The organism is Flavobacterium johnsoniae, from assembly GCF_001879205.1.
Lineage (GTDB): Bacteria > Bacteroidota > Bacteroidia > Flavobacteriales > Flavobacteriaceae > Flavobacterium > Flavobacterium johnsoniae_A.
Genome location: NZ_MLFK01000002.1, coordinates 420,510 through 441,580 on the forward strand (window position 1 = coordinate 420,510; position 21,071 = coordinate 441,580).

Here is a 21,071-nt window from a genome sequence, read left to right on the forward strand (position 1 = left end):
AAATGAATTTTAAAAATCCGTCTGGTAAAATTATCAGACGGATTTTTTTATTCTTATTTTTGCATACCAAAATCAAATACTTTTCGTTTTTGAATCTATATAATTCTCTATGAGGCTATTTTGTTTATTGACTTTATTTTTTACGCTTACTATTCAGGCGCAATTTCAAATAAGCGGAATTGTAACCGACTCAAACAACAAACCTCTTCCTTTTGCTACTATTACAACTTTAGACAACAGCAGCACCATAACAGATGTTGACGGAAAATTCACTTTTAAAGCCTTAACAAAAACAGGAAATTTTACAGTCTCTTATATTGGTTTTCAAAGTAAAATTATTGCTTTAGCCGAAAATAAAAAGTTTTATTCCGTTTCATTATCTCAAAAAACAGATGATTTAAAAGAAGTTATTGTTTCTAATGAAAATCCGGCTTTAACCATTATCAAAAAAGTTATTGCCAATAAAAACAATAACAATCCACAGAAGAGACTAAAAAGTTTTGACTACAAAACCTACAATAAACTAATTGTTACTGCCAATCCTGATTCTATAGACGGAAGAATCGATTCATCTGCAGTTTATAAAGATTTGAACAAAAAGAAAATCAATATAGACTCATCTGATTATAAATTCAAAGAAATTATAAGCAAGCAGCATTTGTTTCAGACTGAAAAAGTATCTCAGTATCAGTTTGGAAACAATAAACTGAAAGAAACAGTTCTGGGCACCAAAATCGCGGGTTTCAAAAATCCTATTTACGAAGTTATTGCTTTCAACCTGCAGTCGATCTCGATATACGACAACAAATACGAGCTTTTTGAAACCAAATACGAAAACCCAATTTCAAATACCGCTCCTGCCACTTATAATTATAAATTATTAGATACCGTAAACATAAAAGGACGCGAAACTTTCATGATTTACTTTAAAAACAAACACAAAAGAAAAACTTCAGGTTTAGAAGGTGTATTGTATATCGATTCCCAAAATTTTGCAATTGCCAAAGCTGTAATGCGCATAAAAGGTGTTTTGGATATTAGCGGTATTCATGAGTTTGATTATGTATCCGGTGAAAAAATATGGTTTCAAAGCAATACCACTTTTAAAATCGTAAAAGGGAAAAATGATGATGATATTAAGATTTTAGGCGGTACAATTCAGTTCGACGGCGATGTCGAAGACAATTTTGAACAGAGAAAAAAATCGGCTTCAGACTTTACTTATTTACTTTCTGAAAGCAACAACTTTGATATTCATTACAACCCGGATACACCCATAAAAAACCCATCACTTTATATTGAAATTAAGGATGATGCAAGCAAAAAACCGGAGGAATTCTGGAATAAGTACCGAAAAGAAATTCTGGATCAAAAAAGCCAGAAAACCTATCAATTACTAGACAGTCTTTCCGTAAGCCGAAGAATCGAAAAACGTTTGGGATTTGGCCGAAAAATCATCAATGGCTACATTCCTATCGGGCCGGTTGATTTAGATTTGAAGAAAATAATCAGTTATAACAATTATGAAGGTTTTCGCTTAGGTCTTGGAGGTGTTACCAATGATAAGTTTTCTAAAGATTTCAGAATTGAAGGATATACCGCATATGGCACTAAAGACGGGGTTGTTAAATATAATCTGGGAGCCGGAGTTTTATTAGACAGAAATACCAACACGTGGGTAAACGGTTCTTATACTGATGATGTGCGAGAGATTGCAAGTACACTTTTTGCGGTTGACAAACGCGTTTTTAAAATCTATGATCCCCGCCCTATTAACATTAGTACATTTTACCATTACAACAGCTGGAAAGCCAATGTACAAACCAAAATAATTCCGAAAACCGAAGCTGTTCTGGAATTGGCCAGAACATACGTTGAACCAAAATTTGATTATCTTTTTAATTACAACGGGCAATTGTATTCGAACTATATCATGACAACTGCAATGCTTTCGATTGTCTGGGCGCCTTTTAGCGATTTCATGCAGACTCCAACAGGAAGAACAGAATCTGATAAAAGATTTCCAAGATTTACTTTTCAATATACGCAATCGCTGCCAGATGTTTTAGATAATGATTTTAATTTCGGGAAAATAGATTTCAAAACCGAATATGAAAAGAAATACCTCAACGGTCAGAAAACAAGTCTGCTTTTGCAGGGAGGTTATGCTTTTGGCGATGTGCCGCTTACGCATTTGTATAACACAATGCCTAATAACCTTACCAAAGAAACCGTTATTCAGCGTATTACTTTTGCCGGAAGAAACAGTTTTGAAACCATGTTTTTTAATGAATTTTTCTCCAGTCAATATATATTTTTCCAGATTAAACATGGTTTTAACCGACTTAGAATCCTGAAAAAAGTTCGTCCAACAGTAGTTTTAGTAAGCAGAATGGCGTGGGGAAATATGGAAAAACCCGAACAACATGTTGGGCCGACCTATAAAACGCTGGACAAAGGTTTCTTCGAATCGGGAATTGAATTAAATAAAATCTACAAAGGTTTTGGTCTCGGCGGATTCTATCGTTATGGCCCAAATCAGTTATTCAAATTCGAGGATAATATTGCCGTTAAGATTTCTTATGTTCTGGATTTGGGGCTTTAAGAATTAAATTCCATTTTTTTATTCCGAGGCTTCGGGACCAAATTCCAATTTTCCTCGCAATGACTTTGTTTGCGCTTAGACCTTTGTAAAAGTTTGAAACTTTGACAAAGGTTCTACCAAAAAGTAAAACAAAAAAAATCCCAAACCCCAATCATAAAATTGGAATTTGGTCCCGAAGCCTCGGGATAAAAAATTGATATTTAAAAAAATTATGGTTTCAAAATCAAGACTGATGGTGTGTTATTCAGCCAAGGACTTTGGGATTCGATTAATTTTTTCCAGCTGTCTAAACTTATAATCATTAAGTTTTGACCGTCTAAGAACTCTTTTTTAATTGTTCTGTCATGCATAATCATAATATGATTTGGGGCAATCTGTTCGATAGATCGAATGGTTTCCTGAATATCACGGGTATTTTTTACATCACCGCTGGCATCCAGAACCGTAATCTGAGAACCATTATTGTTGATTAGTTTTTTGGCATAATCAATTAAAAAAGCATCTTCTTTACTAAAAATAGGTATAAAAACCTGATCTACTTCTTCCAGATCCTTATCGATAAAAATACCAACCGGCATTTTGGTTTTTGCAATAATATGACGTGTTCTTTCGTCAAAAGGGTTGTTTTCGAACAAACCTTCTTTCCCTGTAAACTTATCAATTAAACGATCCGGATTTACAATTCGGGTAGTGAATCCAAGAATTTTTCCCAGTAATGTCCCATCAAAAATTGATTGTCCTAAACCAACCAGTAACAAATCATATTCTCCCTGGTTTGCCGAGTCAATAATATCAGTATCAATATCATTCGATACTTTAAATAAACTCACCATATTTTGATTCAAACGCTGCGATTCTTCAATAACCGGAACCAGCATTTTACGTTCGTGATCCTTAATATCAAATGAATGTATTTCTGTACTTAGAGACAAATGCATTGCAGTTACAATCGAATTATCTCCTTGTTTCTTAACTAAGCTGTTTGCAATTCTCAAAAGCTTTTTACCTCTTTCAGGCGTTGCAAAAGAAAGCAGTATTTTATATTTGCTTTTGTTTCCAATTTCCTGCGGAATAGCGGTTATTTTATCTTTAAAAATAAATCCAATGAAATCTAAAGCCGGACCTGTCATAAAAGTTGTAACCAAAGCCATAATTACCATCATGGTAAAAATTTCTGTTGATAAAACACCCAGGTCATAACCAATGTTCAATACAACAAGCTCCATTAAACCTCTTGTATTCATTAGGGCTCCAATCGCAAGGCTGTCTTTCCAGTTCTGGCCTACAAATTTTGCTGCCAAAGCACTTCCAAAGAATTTCCCTGCAACGGCAACCGCAATAATTAATCCGGTAATTTTCCATAATTCAGGATCATTCAGTAAACCAATTTGTGTACGTAAACCTGTAAATACGAAGAATAACGGCAGTAATACAATTATAGCGACATCTTCAACTTTTTCAATAAATATATTTCTGAATTTATTGTTTTCCGGCATAATTGCTCCGGCTAAGAAAGCTCCAAACAAAGCATGGATCCCAATTAATTCAGCAGCATAAGCTGAAATTAAAAGTGTAATAAAGAAAATAGCAACAACAGGTTTGTTTAAACTTTCTCTTGTTGAATTTAAATCCCCAACACGTTTAAGGAAAGGACGAACGATTTTTAACATTACAATTACATACAGTATCGCTAAACCGATAACATACAATGCACTCGTAAACGAGCCTGCTTTTACAATTGCGATTACAACTGCCAAAATACACCAAGCCGTAATATCATCAGCCGCCGCACAAGTTATGGCAATAGTACCCAATTTGGTTTTCTGCATCCCGCGTTCCTGAACAATTCTGGCCAGAACCGGAAATGCCGTAATACTCATGGCAATACCCATGAACAATCCGAAAGAAGCAAATTCTACCCCTACTGGTGCAAAAGTATGATAAATGAAATAAGCCAATGTTAACCCTAAAGCAAACGGAATAACGATACTGGCGTGACTGATAACAACGGCATCATGTGCTTTGTTTTTTAGTACTTTTAAATCCAGTTCCATCCCAATAACGAACATGAAAAGTATTAAACCAATCTGACTTAAAAATTGTAAGTTTCCTAAAGATTCTTTTGGAAATAAAGCAGCGGAAAACTCCGGAAAATACATTCCCACCAAAGAGGGTCCTAAAACAATTCCGGCAATCATTTCTCCAATTACCGAGGGCTGTCCTATTTTTCTAAAAAACCATCCGAACAAACGTGCAACCAAAATAATAGTTACGATCTGCGCCAATAAAATTGCTAACGGATGCTGTAAGTTTTCAACCATCGAATGCAAAAAATCATTCCAATGATTACTTTCTATTTTTTTCTTAATGATATTGCGCCCCACTTCAAGTGCTGCACCTTTTGAAATCACCCAATATATCAGAGCGGTAAAACCTCCAATAATTGTTACGTAGAATAAAGAGTTTTTAATGTTATTCATAACTCGTTCTTTTAATTTATTGCCGCAAATATCAGAAGTGAGCTTTAAGTAGAAAAGCAATTTTCGAGCTAATTTTAAATGTATGTAACAAGTCGGAAAAACTTTGTAATAAGTTATAATTTCACTTTTTTCAAAAAATCAGAACGGTAGGTTTCGCTTAAAATTAAAGTTGTATTCTTGTGGTTTTCTTCTACGTGGTGCAGTACAATTTCATTATGATTAAAGAATTTAATTGCTTTTACGGCAATGATTTCTTTTTTGTTGATTCGGCAGAAATCAGGTTCAGGAAGTTCGTTTAAAAGCGTGTCGAATTTTACGTTTTTTAAATTCAGAAAACTCCCATCGGCAAGCAGAACCGTTTTATCACGGCTGTCACTTACTGCTGTTTTTATGTATTGAATTTGATTGAAATACAATAACGTTTTTCCTTTATCTGTATTTAACTGAATGAATTTTTTAGCGGTATCCGGTTTTTCAAAACGTTCCAGTGCTTTTGAAATTGCTTTTTGCAGGCGTTCCAGTTTTACCGGTTTGGTGATATAATCTACAGCATCGATATTAAAAGCATCGGCAGCATAATCTTTATATGCGGTACAGAAAATAACCATCTTATTGCTGAGCATTTCGGCCAAATGCAAACCGTCCATTCCAGGCATTTCGATATCTGAAATTAATAAATCAAATTCGAGATCCGGAATATCAGTCAAAAGTTTCTGCGGATTATTAAACGTTTTTACGATTTCTACTTCGGGAATTTGTTCGCAAAGCATTTTCAGGTACGTTAATCCCGGAAGCTCATCGTCCAGAAGCAAGCATTTCAGTTTTGTATTCAAGTAAATTTATTTTTAGATGGGCAATATAAACATCGTTTTCTATAAACTTGTCTAATTTGAAATTATTCTTGTAAATAATACGTAATCGATGTTCTAAAGTAGCGTGTCCAAAACCGCTTCGTTCCTTTTTCAGTACTTTTTTATCTGATATTTTATTCGAAACCGTCATAAAAAAAGCATTATCACGAAACTCAAAAACAACAGAGATAAAAGCATCTGCACTTTGCAGGTCGGCATGCTTAAAAGCATTTTCAATTAAATCAATCGAGATTAAAGGCGCAAGCAAAGGCTGATCGTACAATTTATCATCTTCGTTGATATTTGTTTTAATCTTAAGCTCAAAAAGCGGACTAATTTTGATTTTGTTGATTTCGATTAAATTCAGCGCAAAATTAATTTCTTCTTTTGCCGTCACGAATTTCTTTTTGCTTTCGTATAAAATATAGTCCAGCACATTTGCGAGTTTATCCAGCGCAAAATAAGTTTGATATGCGTGTGACTGAATCGAATTTAAAATATTCTTAAATAAATGCGGATTCAGTTTTGACTCCAGATTTTCTAACTGCAAGTCGTTTACTTTAACTTCGAGTGCATAAAAACTCTTTTCGGCATCGTCTTTTGCTTTTTTTGCCTGCATCAATTGATACACCATAAAGCAAATGATGACAATCAGCAGCAAAAGAATGGCTAAAAAAATTAAAGTTGTTGTATTGTTTTCCTGCATTGTTTAAGATTGTAAAGTTAAATGTTTTGTGCCTGCGGATTTTACGGATTAAACCGCCTATCGCAAACTTTCTTTTTATAATTTTTATAATCAGCCTAAATCTATTTTATCCGTAAAACCCGCGTCCCACTATTTTTTAATGACTGGAAACAAATTTTAATCCAATAATCGATGCGATTAATGTAGTCAGGAAAAATATCCTCCAGAAAGCTGCCGGTTCTTTAAAAATAAAAATCCCCACCAATACTGTTCCCACTGCTCCAATTCCTGTCCAAACAGCATAAGCGGTTCCAATTGGCAAAACCTGCGTTGCTTTATACAACAAAATCATACTGATCGAAAGACACACAAAAAAACCAACCATCCAATACGTTGATACAATTCCTGTTGTCTCTTTTGCTTTTCCCAGACAAGAGGCAAATCCTACTTCAAACAGTCCGGCAATAATCAATAAAATCCAATTCATTACTTTTCATTTAAATTAATTGCAAATATGAGAAAAGCTAACGATTAAACAGCTAAAAGAAAGAAATTTATCACAAACAGTAAACTGGAAAATTTGTGTTAACATTAAGTAAAATACAATCGATTGTTTATGATTTTGAGCACTTTTCATTACATTTGCATCCATTTTAAAGATTTTATGAAAAACGCAATTCAAGTTGGATTTTGGGAAAAATTAGCCCGAATCATACTTAAGAACAGAATCACAATTCTAGTTATCCTATCTATTTTAACAATTTTCCTTGCTTTGCAGTGGAGAAACCTTTCTATGACTTATACCGAAGCTAATTTACTTCCTAAAGATCATATTGCGAATAAAGAGTATCAAAAATTTCTGGATAAGTTTGGTGAAGAAGGAAATCTTATAGTTATTGGCTTTAAAGACCCTAAGTTTTTTACTCCAAAAAATTATGCTGCGTGGAATGAATTAATGACGGGTTTAAAAAAATCAAAAGAAGTTGATTTAGTTGTTTCTTTAAATGATTTGAAAAAACTGGAAAAAGATACGGTTAATGAAAAATTTGTTTTAAGTCCGTTTATCGACCAAAGTAAAACACTTGATCCGGCTTATTTAAAAAGTGTTCAATACGATTTATTTCATAATTTACCTTTTTACGAAGGACTTTTGTTTAATAAAGAAAGCGGCAGTGTTCGTTCTGCGATTTACATCAACAAAGCCTTGGTAAATACTGCAGAAAGAAAAACTTTTATCCTTGAAAATTTAGTTCCGAAAATCGATAAATTCGAGAAAACAACCGGAATCGACCTTAAAGTTTCGGGAATGCCCTACATCAGAACGATCAATGCCGACAATATGAAAGGCGAAATCGGGCTTTTTATCGGCGCGGCTTTATTTACCGTTTCATTGATTTTCTTTTTCTTTTTCCGTTCGTTCAGAGCTACTTTTATCTCCATTTGTATTTTAATTGTTGGCGTAATCTGGTCGTTTGGAACACTTGGATTATTTGGTTACAAAATCACAATTTTAACGGCTATTATTCCGCCATTAATCATCGTAATTGGTATTACAAACTGTATTTTCCTGATTAATAAATATCAGCAGGAAATTAAACTGCATAACAATCAGGCAAAAGCATTGCAGCGTGTTATTTCAAAAATCGGAGTGTCGACTTTAATGACGAATTTAACCACCGCGATTGGTTTTGCAACCTTCATGATTACCGGAAACGATCTGCTTTTTGAATTTGGTCTGGTAACTTCAATCAACGTTATTTCTGTTTATTTATTGACACTTTTTATTGTGCCGATTGTTTACAGTTTCATGGCATTGCCAAAAGAAAAACATTTATATCACTTAACAAAAACTTACATTTCGACTTTATTGAATGTGGTTGAAAATCTGGTAAAAACAAAACGCAAATATGTTTATATCATTTATGGTTTGCTTTTGGTTTTTAGTGTAATCGGAGTTTCTCAAATGAAAGTTTCGGGAAGTTTAATTGGTGAAATGCCAAAAAGCGCTTCTTTCTTTAAAGATATTTTATTTTACGAAAAGGAATTTAACGGAGTTATGCCGTTAGAAATCATGATTGACACCAAAAAGAAAAAAGGTGTTATGAAGGCGTCAACAATTCGTAAAATGGATGAACTGCAAAATACAATTTCTGAAATTCCGGAACTTGCAAAACCAGTTTCGATTGTAAATTTGGTTAAATATTCTAAACAGGCTTTCTACAATGGAAATCCGGAATATTATCAACTGCCAACTTCTCAGGAGCAGACTTTTATTTTGAGTTATGCCAAAAACGCAACTAAAAACAGCAAAGAGAATTTAATGAAAGCTTACGTTGATTCGACTGGACAATATGCCCGAATCACAACTTTCATGAAGGATATCGGAACGGATGAAATGGCCAAAGTAGAGAAAAAACTACATTCTAAAATTGATGAAATTTTCCCTAAAGATCGTTATGAAGTTACCGTTACCGGAAAAGCATTGGTTTTCCAAAAAGGAACTTCGTATTTGGTTGACAATTTAATTGAATCGTTAATCTTTGCGATTTTAACGATTGCAGTTCTAATTTTATATTTATTCCGTTCTTTCAAAATGGTGATGGCATCTGTTATTACAAATGTTTTACCACTTTGTATTACATCAGGATTAATGGGTTATTTTGGAATTCCGTTAAAACCGTCTACAATTTTAGTATTCAGTATCGCCTTCGGAATCTCGGTTGATAATGCAATTCAGTTTATGGCCAAGTATCGTCATGACTTGCTTCAAAGTAATGGAAAAGTAAAAAAATCGGTTTTCAGTGCTTTAAGAGAAACCGGAATCAGTACGTTCTACACATCTGTGGTTTTGATTTTAGGTTTTGCAACTTTTACTTTATCAAGCTTTAGCGGAACCATTGCACTTGGAGGTTTGATTTCTTGTACACTGGCTTTTGCGATGTTTGCGAACTTGGTTGTATTACCTTCGCTTGTTTTGACTTTCGAGAAGAAGAAAACTAAGAAAGAGGAATTGGAGAATTTGGAGAAGTAAGATTTTCTTTTGCCACGAATTTCACGAATTAAAATTAAAAACCTTTGTCAAAGTTCAAAACTTTGACAAAGGTTATGCAAAGTTTGTTATTTCTGCCAAAAACGAGATAATAAAAAGTTTCTCATGAAACCGACTGCCCTAGCCCTGATAGGAGCGGTATCCTTTTTCTTGCTCCTTTAGCAAGAAAAAGATATAGTGGATAGCAGGAAACAGCTTCAAAAATTAATTATTATCGTTTATATTTGCAATTCGATATAAAAAACACTGGTTTTATTTTAATGTAAAATCAGCAATCTATAAATCTAAAATTAAAATGAAACACACAAAGGTTAAAGACTTATTAAACAGTACTACGACGCTACAGGAAGTGAATGCAAAAGGATGGGTGAGAACTTTTAGAAATAATCAGTTCATCGCGCTTAATGACGGTTCTACCATTAATAATATACAATGTGTTGTTGATTTTGAAAATACACCGGAAGAAACCCTAAAAAGAATCACTACCGGAGCTGCAGTTTCTGTAATTGGAACTTTGGTTGAAAGTAAAGGTGCTGGTCAGAAATACGAGATTCAGGTAAACAAACTGGAAATTTTAGGAGATTCTGATGCGGAGAAATTCCCAATGCAGCCTAAAAAACACTCTTTGGAATTCTTGAGAGAAAATGCACATTTACGCGTACGTACTAATGCTTTTGGAGCGATTATGCGTGTGCGTTCTGTATTATCTTATGCTGTTCACAAGTATTTTCAGGATAAAGGTTTTGTGTATGTAAACACACCAATTATTACCGGAGCTGATGCTGAAGGTGCAGGAGAAATGTTTCAGGTAACATCGTTGCCATTGGATAATTTGCCAAAAACGGAAGAGGGAGAAATTGATTTCAAAAAAGATTTCTTCGGAAAACATACAAACTTAACGGTTTCAGGACAATTAGAAGGTGAAACTTTTGCAATGGCTTTGGGTCAGATCTATACGTTTGGACCAACTTTTAGAGCAGAAAACTCAAACACTTCTCGTCACTTGGCAGAATTCTGGATGATCGAGCCTGAAGTTGCTTTCAACGACCTTGACGACAACATGGATTTGGCTGAAGATTTTATCCAGTACGTAATTAAATATGCTTTAGACAATTGTGGAGATGATTTGAAATTCTTAGAAGGAAGACTTCTGGAAGAAGAAAAATCAAAACCACAGGCAGAAAGAAGCGAAATGGCTTTGCTAGAGAAATTAAACTTCGTTTTGGAGAACAACTTCAAACGTGTTTCTTATACAGAAGCAATTGATATTTTAAGAGATTCAACTCCAAATAAGAAAAAGAAATTCCAATATTTAATTAACGAATGGGGAGCTGATTTACAATCAGAACACGAACGTTACCTGGTTGAAAAACACTTTAAATGTCCGGTAATTTTATACGATTACCCAGCAAACATCAAAGCGTTTTACATGCGTTTGAATGACAACACAGAACCAGGAAGAGAAACTGTTCGCGCCATGGATATCCTTTTCCCAGGAATTGGAGAAATCGTTGGTGGTTCTGAAAGAGAAGAGCGTTACGATGTTTTAGTTCAGAAAATGGAAGCTTTAGGAATCGACAAAGAAGAATTATATTGGTATTTAGACACCAGAAGATTTGGTTCTGCAACTCACGCAGGTTTCGGTTTAGGATTTGAACGTTTGGTATTGTTTGTAACAGGAATGACAAACATTAGAGACGTAATTCCTTTTCCAAGAACTCCTGGAAGTGCAGAGTTTTAATAAATTTAGTTTAAAAAGTTTCAAGTTTCAGGTTTCAAGTTATTGGAACTTGAACTAAAATTATAAAATTTGTTTTCAAGTTTCAGGTTTTAGGTTTATCCGTTCAGTTGGAAAACCTGAAACTTGAAACTTGAAACTTTTAACAAAAACAAATGCTAAAGCAATTTTTAAATTTAAAATTATCCCAAAAATTATCTCCGCAGCAAATTCAGCTGATGAAGTTAATTCAATTGCCTACGCAAGCTTTTGAGCAACGTTTATTAGAAGAAATGAACGAAAATCCGGCTCTTGAAGCTGGAAAAGAAGATGAATACGAAGCAGATGAATTTGCAAATGAAGACTACGACGATTATGATGATGCAGAATCGGACAGAATCGAAGCAGACGATATTAATATAGACGAATATCTGAGCGACGATGATACCCCAGATTACAAAACTCAGGTTAACAATTACAGCGAAGACGAAGAACGCGAAACGCCTTTTGCTTCGCCGATAAGTTTTCATCAGGATTTGATCAATCAGCTGAATACTTTTATTTTGAATGATGAAGAACGCGAAATCGCTGAATTCCTTGTGGGAAGTATTGATGATATGGGTTACATCCGAAGAAGTGTTCCGGATATTGTAGACGATATGGCTTTTACTCAGGGAATTTATACTGACGAAGCAATGGTCGAAAAAATGATGACCGTGATTCACGAATTAGAACCTTCGGGAGTTGGAGCGCGTGATTTACAGGAATGTTTATTATTGCAGTTAAAGCATAAAACCCCAACAGAATACGTTGATTTGGCGATTGATATTATCGAAAACCAGTTTGATGCTTTCACAAAGAAACATTACGACAAACTATTACAGAAATACAGCGTTTCGAACGAACAGCTTAAAAAAGCCATTCACGAAATCGAAAGGTTAAACCCAAAACCGGGCGGTTCATTCACAGGAAATAATAAAGTCACCGAAAATGTCGTTCCGGATTTCGCCATAAGAATTGTCGACGGCGAACTGGAATTGACCTTAAACGGCCGAAATGCTCCTTCCCTGCACGTTTCTAAAGATTATCAGGAAATGATGCAGACGTATAAAGATTCACGCGATAAATCGGCTGCACAGAAAGATGCAGTTCAGTTTATTAAACAAAAACTGGATTCGGCTAAATGGTTTATTGACGCGATCAGACAACGCCAGGAAACGCTTTTTGTTACTATGAATGCCATTATGCATTATCAGGAAGAATATTTCCTAGACGGCGACGAAACCAAACTAAAACCAATGATCTTAAAAGACATTGCAGATATGGTTGGCTTGGATATTTCGACTATTTCGCGTGTTGCCAACAGCAAATATGTTGAAACACCATACGGAACAAAACTGATTAAAGAATTTTTCTCTGAGGCAATGAAAAATGATCAGGGAGAAGATGTTTCGACTTTAGAAATTAAAAAGATTCTTCAAAACACAATTGAGGAAGAAGATAAAAAGAAACCGCTTCCGGACGATCAATTGGCAGAAATCTTAAAAGAAAAAGGGTATCCAATTGCAAGAAGAACAATTGCAAAATACCGCGAACAATTAGATATTCCGGTTGCAAGAATGAGAAAAAAGATTTAAAATTTCTTTAACCATATAAGAAATATAAGTTCATCTAAAAATATCAAAGCCCAATAGATTTTAAATCTATTGGGCTTTGTTTTTCCCACATAATCATTGCACATCAAATCGGATTAAATCCCCCACAATATAGCTCGAGCCGAAGCTTCTTTTGTAGTTCCGAAAGAACTAATCATATTGTAGAGCTGGACTTCAGTCCAGTTTAATATATGCATATAAAAACAAACCCGACAGGCTTTTGAAGCCTGTCGGGTTTACCAACAGAATTATTTATACTGATCCGGTAATATTTTTACTTGAAACAAAAATACTTTCTTTTTGTCGCTGTAACTGTAAACTAATGTATAATCATTATCTCTAAAAACACGAAGCCCGGGGTTTCCTTTCGCAGTACTTAAAAGGCTTTTATGAATTTCCTCCTTAATTACATCAACCTCCGCAGTTTCTTTCACTACATTACTTAATGTTAAATTATATTGAACCAGTCTCTCCTCTGGTAAAGTAACACTGTCTAAACGAATACCTTCCTGAATAGGAACAGGACAGCTTTTATTGTATTTTTCGACTAATTCTGTGATTTCAGTATTTACTTCATCTGCTTTTTCAGAAAGAAAAAACTGAAAGAAAACAGCCAGTCCTATGGCAATTACAATTATAACTAATAATAAAATATTCTGTCTTTTTTTACTTTGTTTTTCTGTCATTGCTTTTAAAACTTAAATGTAATTTACAATCTATTTTTCCTGGTTTTTCTTCATTGCTTTAAAGTACGCTGCACGGCTAAGCGGCTCGTATTCTTCGGTTTCACCAAGCATCACCAATTTATCATTGTCTGTTTTTCTAAAACTGTAATTTGCCAGATTTCCGGTTCTGTTGCAGACAGCGTGTACTTTGGTAACATATTCTGCCGTTGCCATTAGTGCCGGCATGGGTCCAAAAGGGTTTCCTTTAAAATCCATATCAAGCCCTGCCACTACCACACGAATTCCCTGATTAGCAAGATCATTACAAACAGTAACAATTTCATCATCAAAAAACTGAGCTTCATCGATCCCAATAACATCGCAGCCTTGTGCCAAAATAGCAATATTAGCTGCTGCAGGGACCGGCGTTGAACGAATCTCATTGGCATCATGCGACACCACCATTTCGTCATGATAACGGGTATCTATAGAAGGTTTAAAAATTTCGACTCTTTGTTTGGCAAATTGAGCGCGTTTTAATCTGCGGATTAATTCCTCGGTTTTACCCGAAAACATTGATCCACAAATAACTTCAATCCAACCAAATTGTTCTTTGTGATTTACTGTATTTTCGAGAAACATTTTGTATTTTTCTGCCTTTAAAAATGAATAGTTTTTATTACTTTGTACTGGTAATAAATCGACGTAAAAATGTGCTGTTTTACATTTTTTCAAAAGTAGAAAATTTTTATCAAATCGGAGATTGGCTGACGCTTATTAACAGAAATAAAAAAATATCTATTAGATTTCCTTAAGAATAAAGACATTCAGACATCAAATACACTAAAATACCTTATTCACTATAATTTCAACAGTTATGAAAAAAAAATTGGAAGCCGATTTAATCAGCATTGCACATCGAATTTTAAAGCTTAAAAATAAATCCGATATCAATCAATTATATCTTGAAACACAGAAATTATATGAGAAACTAGCGATTTTAAAATTTGTTGATGAAAATTTCGACGAAGTAAAACCAACTATCAGCCACAGCGAAATAAGTTCTAAAATCGAAACGATCTTTGAAAAAGAAGAAACTAAGGCCGAAACCAAAATTGAAACTCCAGTTCCAGTTGAAGAAATTAAAGCTGAAGAAACTCCTGAACCAGTAATTATTGAAGAAGTAAAGGCAGAAATTCCGGAAGAAATCGTTGCTGAAGCAATTATCCCGGAAGAAACTCCGGAAGAAACTCCTGAACCTGTTGAAGAAACGGTCGAAGAACCAATTACAGAACCCGAAGTTGAAGCGATTGAGGAAACTGAAAAGACAGCTGAACCAAAAAATAATACGGAAGAATTTTCGTTTACAACTGTAAATGAGTTAAAACCAATTCCGGATTTTAAACCTGCTTTCGAATTAGATCTGGAAGAAGTAAAAAACGAAGTTACCGAAGAAATTAAAGAAGAGCCTAAAGCAGCAGCACCGAAGCCAGGACCAATTCCTATTGCATTTGAAGATTTCGGAATAAATTATGCCGATGCCCAATTTGTAAAAGTAGACAGTTTTGAAGCCGTTCCTCCCGCTTCAACTCCTGATTTAAAAGAGCAAAAAGTGATTGAAACAGCCGTTTTAGAAACTTCAAAAGAACCTAAATCAGTTTCTTTAAACGAGAAATTGGCAAAAGGTTTTCATATTGATTTAAACGACCGAATTGCTTTTACTAAAAACCTTTTCGGAAACAGCACCGAAGATTACAGCCGCGTCTTAAATCAGTTATTAACTTTTGATTCTTATGCAGAAGCAAAGGATTTCATTGAAAACATGGTAAAACCGGATTATAATAATTGGGAAGGAAAAGACGATTATGCAGAACGTTTTCTTGGAATTATTGAGAAGAAATTCGCCTAAAAAAATAAAACACAGATTTCACGAATTAACACGAATTTTTTCTTTGTGAAATTTTTAAAAGAACTTGTAATCTGCGTCAATTCGTAAAATTCGTGTTATAATATCAAAAAATATGTCAAAATTATATATCGTTCCAACGCCAATTGGCAATCTTGAAGACATGACTTTTAGAGCCATTCGGGTTTTAAAAGAAGTCGATTTAATTTTGGCTGAAGACACTAGAACAAGCGGTAAACTCCTGAAGCATTTTGAAATTGGCACGCACATGCACAGCCATCACATGCACAACGAGCACAAAACAACCGAGAATTTAATTGCCCGTTTGAAAGCCGGCGAAACCATCGCTTTGATTTCAGACGCAGGAACTCCGGCAATTTCAGATCCCGGCTTTTTATTGACTCGCGCTTGTGTCGAAAATAAAATTGAAGTAGAATGTTTGCCTGGTGCAACGGCTTTTGTTCCGGCACTTGTAAACAGCGGATTACCAAATGATAAATTTGTTTTCGAAGGTTTTCTGCCTGATAAAAAAGGACGTCAGACTCGATTTTTGGCTTTAGCCGAAGAAACCAGAACGATGATTTTGTACGTTTCTCCGCATAAACTTGTTAAGACTTTAGCCGAATTTATTCAGTATTTCGGAGAAGACAGACAAGTTTGCGTTTCAAGAGAATTATCAAAATTGCACGAAGAAAATGTACGCGGAACCGCTAAGGAAGTTCTGGCGCATTTTGAAAAAACAGCACCGCGCGGCGAAATCGTAGTGGTTGTTGCCGGAAAAACAATAACAAAAGAAGCTAAGAAAAGTAAATTTTCGAAGGACGAATAATAATAATTATTTATGCCACAGATTAAAAGGATTAACACAGATTAACATAAGGTTGCCACTCATTACACTAATTTCCACTAATTAAATTCGTGCTGATTCGTGATTCGAGCGATAGCGAACAGACGAAGTAAATTCGTGGCAAAAAAATCCTTTTAATCTTTTAATCTGTGGCGAAAAAAACAATACATAACAACATGAGCATACAAGCCTTTTTAGAAAAAGTAAAACAAACTCCAACACAAATCACATTTCCTGAAACTATTGCCGTAATCGAGGAAAACTACAATTTTACCCCAACAGCATTCCAAAACGGAACCCAACATAATGCTGCCGGAGAAAATTCAGGTTCTTGTAAATTATTTTCTTTCGCAAAACTGCAAAACTTAAGCAAAGATGAAACTTTGGCGTGTTTTGGAGCTTTCTATTTTGAAGAAGTTTTAGGAGATCCAAACGGAACCAATCATCAGAATATTAGAAATTTCATCAACTTAGGCTGGGACGGAATTAAGTTTGAAGGAAATGCTTTAGAAGTGAAATAACAGTTGTCAGGCTGAGCGAAGTCGAAGCCCTATTACATACAAAATATTTTTGCCACAGATTTCACAGATTAACACAGATTAAAAAATACTTTTAAATCATATAATCTGTGGCAAAAAAAAATTACAATCAGATTAAACGATTTTAGAAATCTACAATCTAAAATCAATAATCTAAAATCTAAAATCAACAATGCGTTGGACCTTAAAACCAAAACCTTCTGAAGAAAAAGTCAAACATTTGGCGCAAGCCTTAAATGTAGAAGATTTTGTAGCCACACTTTTAATTCAGCGCGGCATTGAAACTTTCGAAGATGCGAAGAATTTCTTTCGTCCGTCTTTAGAACATCTTCACGATCCATATTTGATGAAAGATATGGACAAAGCCGTTACCCGAATAGAACAGGCAATTGAAAATCACGAAAATATCTTAGTTTTTGGAGATTATGATGTCGACGGAACAACAGCCGTTTCATTGGTTTCGGCTTATTTAAAATCGCATTACCCAAATATTGCCACTTATATTCCGGATCGTTATGACGAAGGTTACGGAATTTCTTTTAAAGGAATTGACTTTGCCGATGACAATGGGTTTTCATTAATTATCGCACTGGATTGCGGCATTAAATCAATCGACCATATCGCTTACGCAAAAGCAAAAAACATCGACTTTATCATCTGCGATCACCACCGTCCCGGAGAATTTCTTCCGGATGCAGTTGCGATTTTAGATCCAAAACGAGAAGACTGCTCCTATCCTTATGACGAATTATGTGGCTGCGGTATTGGTTTTAAATTGATTCAGGCATTGGGTCAAAACCGAAATGAAACCATCCACGATTTGGTTCCGTATCTCGATTTAGTAGCTACGGCAATTGCAGCTGATATTGTCCCGATCACGGGAGAAAATCGGGTTCTGGCTTATTTTGGACTGCAAGTAATTAATAGCGATCCAAGACCCGGAATTAAAGCTTTGGTACATCAGGTAAAAAAGAAAGTTCTCGATATAACTGACGTTGTTTTTATTATTTCTCCCCGAATTAATGCGGCAGGAAGAATCAAGCACGGAAATCATGCGGTTGAATTACTGACTGAATTCGACTTTGAACAAGCACAGCAATTCGCTTCAGAAATTGAACAATACAATGCTGACCGAAAAGATTTAGACAAAAAAATTACCAAAGAAGCCTTTCAGCAGATTCTGGAAAATCAGGAACAAGAGCGTTTTTCTACCGTTGTTTTTCAGGAAGACTGGCATAAAGGCGTTATCGGTATTGTGGCTTCAAGATTAATTGAAACCTATTATCGACCAACGCTGGTTTTTACAAAAAGCGGTGACAAATACGCAGCTTCTGCCCGATCTGTAAAAGGATTTGATGTTTACAACGCATTAGATGCGTGTGCAGAACATTTAGAGCAATTTGGAGGGCATATGTACGCCGCCGGAATGACCTTAAAAGCCGAAAACTATCAGACTTTTAAAGAAGCTTTCGAAAAGCAGGTTTCAGCTACTATTTTACCGGAAATGCGAACTCCAGAAATTGAAATCGACGCCGAAATAAATTTCTCAGACATTACACCAAAACTCATCCGGATTTTAAAACAATTTGAACCGTTTGGCCCGCAGAATATGACTCCGGTTTTTATGACTTCGGATATAAAAGATACGGGTTACGCTAAAACTCTGGGAGCCGAAGAAGAACATTTAAGACTTTTTGTAAAACAAATCTCCCGAAGCATCGGGACCGATGGAATTGCCGCAATTGGCTTTGGACTCGGAAAAAAACTCCACATAGCACAAAATCAAAATCTGTTTCAACTCGCTTATTCAATTGCCGAAAACGAATGGAACGGAACTGTTTCAACACAGCTTATGCTGAAAGACATTAGAACAAATGACAACTAAATCAAACAAACCAGATCCGTATCAGGCACTGCGTTACAGAGAATTCAACGTTTTTTTAATATTGCGTTTTGCTATGGTTTTTGCCTGGTCGATGCAGTTTATTGTAATCGAATGGGAAGTTTACAGTTTAACAAAAAATCCTCTTTCGCTGGGGATTATAGGTTTAATGGAAGTAATTCCTGCTGTTGGAATGGCTTTATTTGCCGGGCATATTGTAGACCAAAGAGAAAAGAAAGGATTATTGGTAAAATGTATTTTAGGATTCTCGATAATCAGTTTCGGATTATTTTTATTGACTTGGCCAAAAGTTGTTGGCGGCTGGTCTTCAAATGTAATTCTGTATTCGATTTACGCTTTAGTATTTTTTGGCGGATTGGTTCGTGCTTTTATGGGACCAACTATCTTCTCGCTTCTATCCTTAATAATTCCTAAAAAAGCATACCCTAATGCGGCAACCTGGAGCAGTTCGGTTTGGCAGATTGGAGCGGTTATGGGACCGGCGCTTGCAGGATTTTCTATCAACTGGATTGGCGTTCACTGGTCGATGTGTCTCGTCTTCGGATTCTCGATTCTTTCCTTAATTGCCTTATCCCAAATTAGTACAAAACCAATCATAAATCCTAAAATTGGAGAATCAATAAAAGACAGTCTTACAGAAGGTTTGACTTTTGTATTTAAAAATAAAATCGTTTTGGGCGCATTATCACTTGATATGATTGCGGTACTTTTTGGAGGAGCTGTTGCTTTATTGCCTGTTTTTGCTCAAGACATCTTGAAAGTAGGTTCTGAAGGCTTCGGAATTTTAAGGGCTGCTCCTGCTGTGGGCGCTTTTATCACGATGATTGTTTCAGCTTATGTACCATTATATAAAAATGCAGGTAAGAAGCTTTTAATCGCCATATTTGTTTTTGGATTATCTATCATTTTATTTGGACTTTCTACTTATTTCTGGCTTTCTGTTTTTGCTTTATTTTTAAGCGGACTTGCCGATGGAATTTCGGTAGTAATCCGCCAGACTATTTTACAGCTTAAAACTCCTGATCATATGCGCGGGCGTGTTGGTGCTGTAAATTCTATTTTTGTTGGATCTTCTAATGAATTGGGAGCGTTTGAAAGCGGCGCAACTGCTAAATTAATGGGAGCTGTGACATCAGTTGTTTTTGGAGGAAGCGTTACACTTTTGACTGTTGTTGTTACTGCTTTAAAATCGCCGACATTTAGAAATCTAGATTTACATAGAGATATGGAAGATCATCAAAAATTGGAGTAAATGAAGTCCCTTATTCTTTCTCTGATTCTTGTATTTCCATTTTTAGCGAAAGGGCAAAATCTCTACATTAAAACCTACGGAAACGAAAAAAACAAACCTTTAATTTTTATTCACGGAGGTCCAAGCGGCAACGCAACTTTGTTTGAAGGAACAACAGCTCAAAATCTGGCCGCCCAGGGTTTTTATGTTATTGCTTATGACCGAAGAGGAGAAGGAAGATCAGCAGATCCTGATGCAAAGTTTACTTATGAAGAAGCTTTTCAGGATTTAAATTCTATTTACAAAAAATATGATTTAAAGAAAGCTATTTTACTTGGTCATAGTTTTGGAGGTTTGGTTGCGACACTTTATACCAATAAATATCCACAGAAGGTAAACGCATTGGTTTTAGCGGGTGCTTTGTTTGCCCAACAGGAAACTTACGACCATATCTTAAATTCGATAAAGAAAATACATAACGGTGATTCTAAAACACTAAATAAAATAGCTTATGTAGAGAAATTGGATAAAAATTCTGCAGAATATAGAAAACGTTGTTTTGATCTGGCAAGTGATGAAAATTATTTTAAAATGCCAAACCCAACTACAGCATCCAAAAAACTATATGCCGATTACGAAGCCGGTGAATTTTACAAAAACAACATCAGAAACAAAAATGCGCCTTTGCTTTTTTATCAAAATGAAAAACAAAATAACATTGATACCCGAACAATTTTAAAGAAAATAAAAACTGCCGGCGTACCTATTTTTGCAATTTATGGAAAAGAGGATCGTATTTTTTCATCGGAACAAATTACTTCAATTAAAAAACTGGCCGGCGAAAATCACTTTGCTTTTCTGGATAATTGCTCTCATTATTTATTTGTAGATCAGCAAGATGAATTTCTGAAACAAATAAAAAGATGGGTTAAATAATT

The 21,071-nt window shown here is 35.1% G+C and carries 16 protein-coding genes; 10 read left to right on the forward strand and 6 right to left on the reverse strand.

Translation table 11 applies throughout. The annotated features are described in order from the left end of the window. Positions 1-109: 109 nt before the first annotated feature. Positions 110-2,605: a DUF5686 family protein gene (locus BKM63_RS04230; RefSeq protein ID WP_071635387.1), complete on the forward strand. Its 2,496-nt coding sequence runs from the start codon at positions 110-112 to the stop codon at positions 2,603-2,605. Positions 2,606-2,814: 209 nt separating this feature from the next. Here BKM63_RS04230 and BKM63_RS04235 read toward each other — a convergent pair whose 3' ends face one another. The 4 genes from BKM63_RS04235 to BKM63_RS04250 form a co-directional block, all read right to left on the reverse strand. Next, the gene (locus BKM63_RS04235) at positions 2,815-5,085 is read right to left on the reverse strand and encodes a cation:proton antiporter (RefSeq protein WP_071635388.1); all 2,271 of its coding nucleotides are present in this window, start codon (positions 5,083-5,085) and stop codon (positions 2,815-2,817) included. Between the two features lie 113 nt (positions 5,086-5,198). Further along, a complete protein-coding gene (locus BKM63_RS04240; protein ID WP_071635389.1) occupies positions 5,199-5,918 on the reverse strand; it encodes a LytR/AlgR family response regulator transcription factor in 720 nt (239 codons plus the stop codon). After that, a complete protein-coding gene (locus tag BKM63_RS04245; protein ID WP_071635390.1) occupies positions 5,881-6,642 on the reverse strand; it encodes a sensor histidine kinase in 762 nt (253 codons plus the stop codon). The genes BKM63_RS04240 and BKM63_RS04245 overlap by 38 nt, the downstream gene beginning before the upstream one ends. A 136-nt stretch (positions 6,643-6,778) precedes the next feature. Then, positions 6,779-7,108, reverse strand: a complete 330-nt coding sequence (locus BKM63_RS04250; RefSeq protein WP_071635391.1) for a DMT family transporter — start codon at positions 7,106-7,108, stop codon at positions 6,779-6,781. A gap of 177 nt (positions 7,109-7,285) precedes the next feature. Here BKM63_RS04250 and BKM63_RS04255 point away from each other — a divergent pair, with 177 nt between their 5' ends. The 3 genes from BKM63_RS04255 (at position 7,286) to rpoN (ending at position 13,024) form a co-directional block, all read left to right on the forward strand. Further along, on the forward strand, positions 7,286-9,652 hold the full coding sequence (locus BKM63_RS04255; protein ID WP_071635392.1) for an efflux RND transporter permease subunit: 2,367 nt from the start codon (positions 7,286-7,288) through the stop codon (positions 9,650-9,652). Positions 9,653-9,965: 313 nt separating this feature from the next. Further along, a complete protein-coding gene (gene asnS, locus BKM63_RS04260; protein WP_071635393.1) occupies positions 9,966-11,411 on the forward strand; it encodes an asparagine--tRNA ligase in 1,446 nt (481 codons plus the stop codon). A 152-nt stretch (positions 11,412-11,563) separates the two neighbouring features. Beyond that, positions 11,564-13,024: an RNA polymerase factor sigma-54 gene (gene rpoN, locus BKM63_RS04265; RefSeq protein ID WP_071635394.1), complete on the forward strand. Its 1,461-nt coding sequence runs from the start codon at positions 11,564-11,566 to the stop codon at positions 13,022-13,024. A 266-nt stretch (positions 13,025-13,290) separates the two neighbouring features. On the opposite strand, the gene BKM63_RS04270 is transcribed toward rpoN, so the two are convergent. Together BKM63_RS04270 and BKM63_RS04275 are read right to left on the reverse strand one after the other, a co-directional pair. Then, a complete protein-coding gene (locus BKM63_RS04270; protein WP_071635395.1) occupies positions 13,291-13,728 on the reverse strand; it encodes a hypothetical protein in 438 nt (145 codons plus the stop codon). A gap of 30 nt (positions 13,729-13,758) precedes the next feature. Further along, entirely contained in the window at positions 13,759-14,349 is a 591-nt protein-coding gene (locus BKM63_RS04275; protein ID WP_071635396.1) for a thymidine kinase, read from the reverse strand. 235 nt (positions 14,350-14,584) lie between these two features. Here BKM63_RS04275 and BKM63_RS04280 point away from each other — a divergent pair, with 235 nt between their 5' ends. The 6 genes from BKM63_RS04280 (at position 14,585) to BKM63_RS04305 (ending at position 21,069) form a co-directional block, all read left to right on the forward strand. After that, complete coding sequence (locus tag BKM63_RS04280; RefSeq protein ID WP_071635397.1) at positions 14,585-15,616, forward strand: hypothetical protein; 1,032 nt, start codon at positions 14,585-14,587, stop codon at positions 15,614-15,616. A 112-nt stretch (positions 15,617-15,728) separates the two neighbouring features. Continuing rightward, the gene (gene rsmI / locus BKM63_RS04285) at positions 15,729-16,442 is read left to right on the forward strand and encodes a 16S rRNA (cytidine(1402)-2'-O)-methyltransferase (protein ID WP_071635398.1); all 714 of its coding nucleotides are present in this window, start codon (positions 15,729-15,731) and stop codon (positions 16,440-16,442) included. A 194-nt stretch (positions 16,443-16,636) separates the two neighbouring features. Further along, the gene (locus BKM63_RS04290; RefSeq protein ID WP_071635399.1) at positions 16,637-16,981 is read left to right on the forward strand and encodes a HopJ type III effector protein; all 345 of its coding nucleotides are present in this window, start codon (positions 16,637-16,639) and stop codon (positions 16,979-16,981) included. Positions 16,982-17,171: 190 nt separating this feature from the next. Continuing rightward, the gene (gene recJ, locus BKM63_RS04295; protein ID WP_071635400.1) at positions 17,172-18,884 is read left to right on the forward strand and encodes a single-stranded-DNA-specific exonuclease RecJ; all 1,713 of its coding nucleotides are present in this window, start codon (positions 17,172-17,174) and stop codon (positions 18,882-18,884) included. Next, on the forward strand, positions 18,874-20,154 hold the full coding sequence (locus tag BKM63_RS04300; protein WP_071635401.1) for an MFS transporter: 1,281 nt from the start codon (positions 18,874-18,876) through the stop codon (positions 20,152-20,154). Before recJ ends, BKM63_RS04300 begins: the two co-directional genes overlap by 11 nt. Further along, positions 20,155-21,069 (forward strand): alpha/beta fold hydrolase, encoded by a 915-nt coding sequence (locus BKM63_RS04305; protein WP_071635402.1) that lies wholly within the window; start codon positions 20,155-20,157, stop codon positions 21,067-21,069. Positions 21,070-21,071 lie beyond the last annotated feature (2 nt).

What these genes read in the sequence shown, in the direction of transcription:
- BKM63_RS04250 (WP_071635391.1), bottom strand. Translation starts at nt 7,108, where the DNA reads ATGAATTGGATTTTATTGATTATTGCCGGACTGTTTGAAGTAGGATTT.
- BKM63_RS04300 (WP_071635401.1), top strand. Translation starts at nt 18,874, where the DNA reads ATGACAACTAAATCAAACAAACCAGATCCGTATCAGGCACTGCGTTAC.
- BKM63_RS04290 (WP_071635399.1), top strand. Translation starts at nt 16,637, where the DNA reads ATGAGCATACAAGCCTTTTTAGAAAAAGTAAAACAAACTCCAACACAA.
- BKM63_RS04305 (WP_071635402.1), top strand. Translation starts at nt 20,155, where the DNA reads ATGAAGTCCCTTATTCTTTCTCTGATTCTTGTATTTCCATTTTTAGCG.
- BKM63_RS04230 (WP_071635387.1), top strand. Translation starts at nt 110, where the DNA reads ATGAGGCTATTTTGTTTATTGACTTTATTTTTTACGCTTACTATTCAG.
- asnS (WP_071635393.1), top strand. Translation starts at nt 9,966, where the DNA reads ATGAAACACACAAAGGTTAAAGACTTATTAAACAGTACTACGACGCTA.
- BKM63_RS04280 (WP_071635397.1), top strand. Translation starts at nt 14,585, where the DNA reads ATGAAAAAAAAATTGGAAGCCGATTTAATCAGCATTGCACATCGAATT.
- BKM63_RS04255 (WP_071635392.1), top strand. Translation starts at nt 7,286, where the DNA reads ATGAAAAACGCAATTCAAGTTGGATTTTGGGAAAAATTAGCCCGAATC.
- BKM63_RS04245 (WP_071635390.1), bottom strand. Translation starts at nt 6,642, where the DNA reads ATGCAGGAAAACAATACAACAACTTTAATTTTTTTAGCCATTCTTTTG.
- recJ (WP_071635400.1), top strand. Translation starts at nt 17,172, where the DNA reads ATGCGTTGGACCTTAAAACCAAAACCTTCTGAAGAAAAAGTCAAACAT.
- rpoN (WP_071635394.1), top strand. Translation starts at nt 11,564, where the DNA reads ATGCTAAAGCAATTTTTAAATTTAAAATTATCCCAAAAATTATCTCCG.
- BKM63_RS04270 (WP_071635395.1), bottom strand. Translation starts at nt 13,728, where the DNA reads ATGACAGAAAAACAAAGTAAAAAAAGACAGAATATTTTATTATTAGTT.
- rsmI (WP_071635398.1), top strand. Translation starts at nt 15,729, where the DNA reads ATGTCAAAATTATATATCGTTCCAACGCCAATTGGCAATCTTGAAGAC.
- BKM63_RS04275 (WP_071635396.1), bottom strand. Translation starts at nt 14,349, where the DNA reads ATGTTTCTCGAAAATACAGTAAATCACAAAGAACAATTTGGTTGGATT.
- BKM63_RS04235 (WP_071635388.1), bottom strand. Translation starts at nt 5,085, where the DNA reads ATGAATAACATTAAAAACTCTTTATTCTACGTAACAATTATTGGAGGT.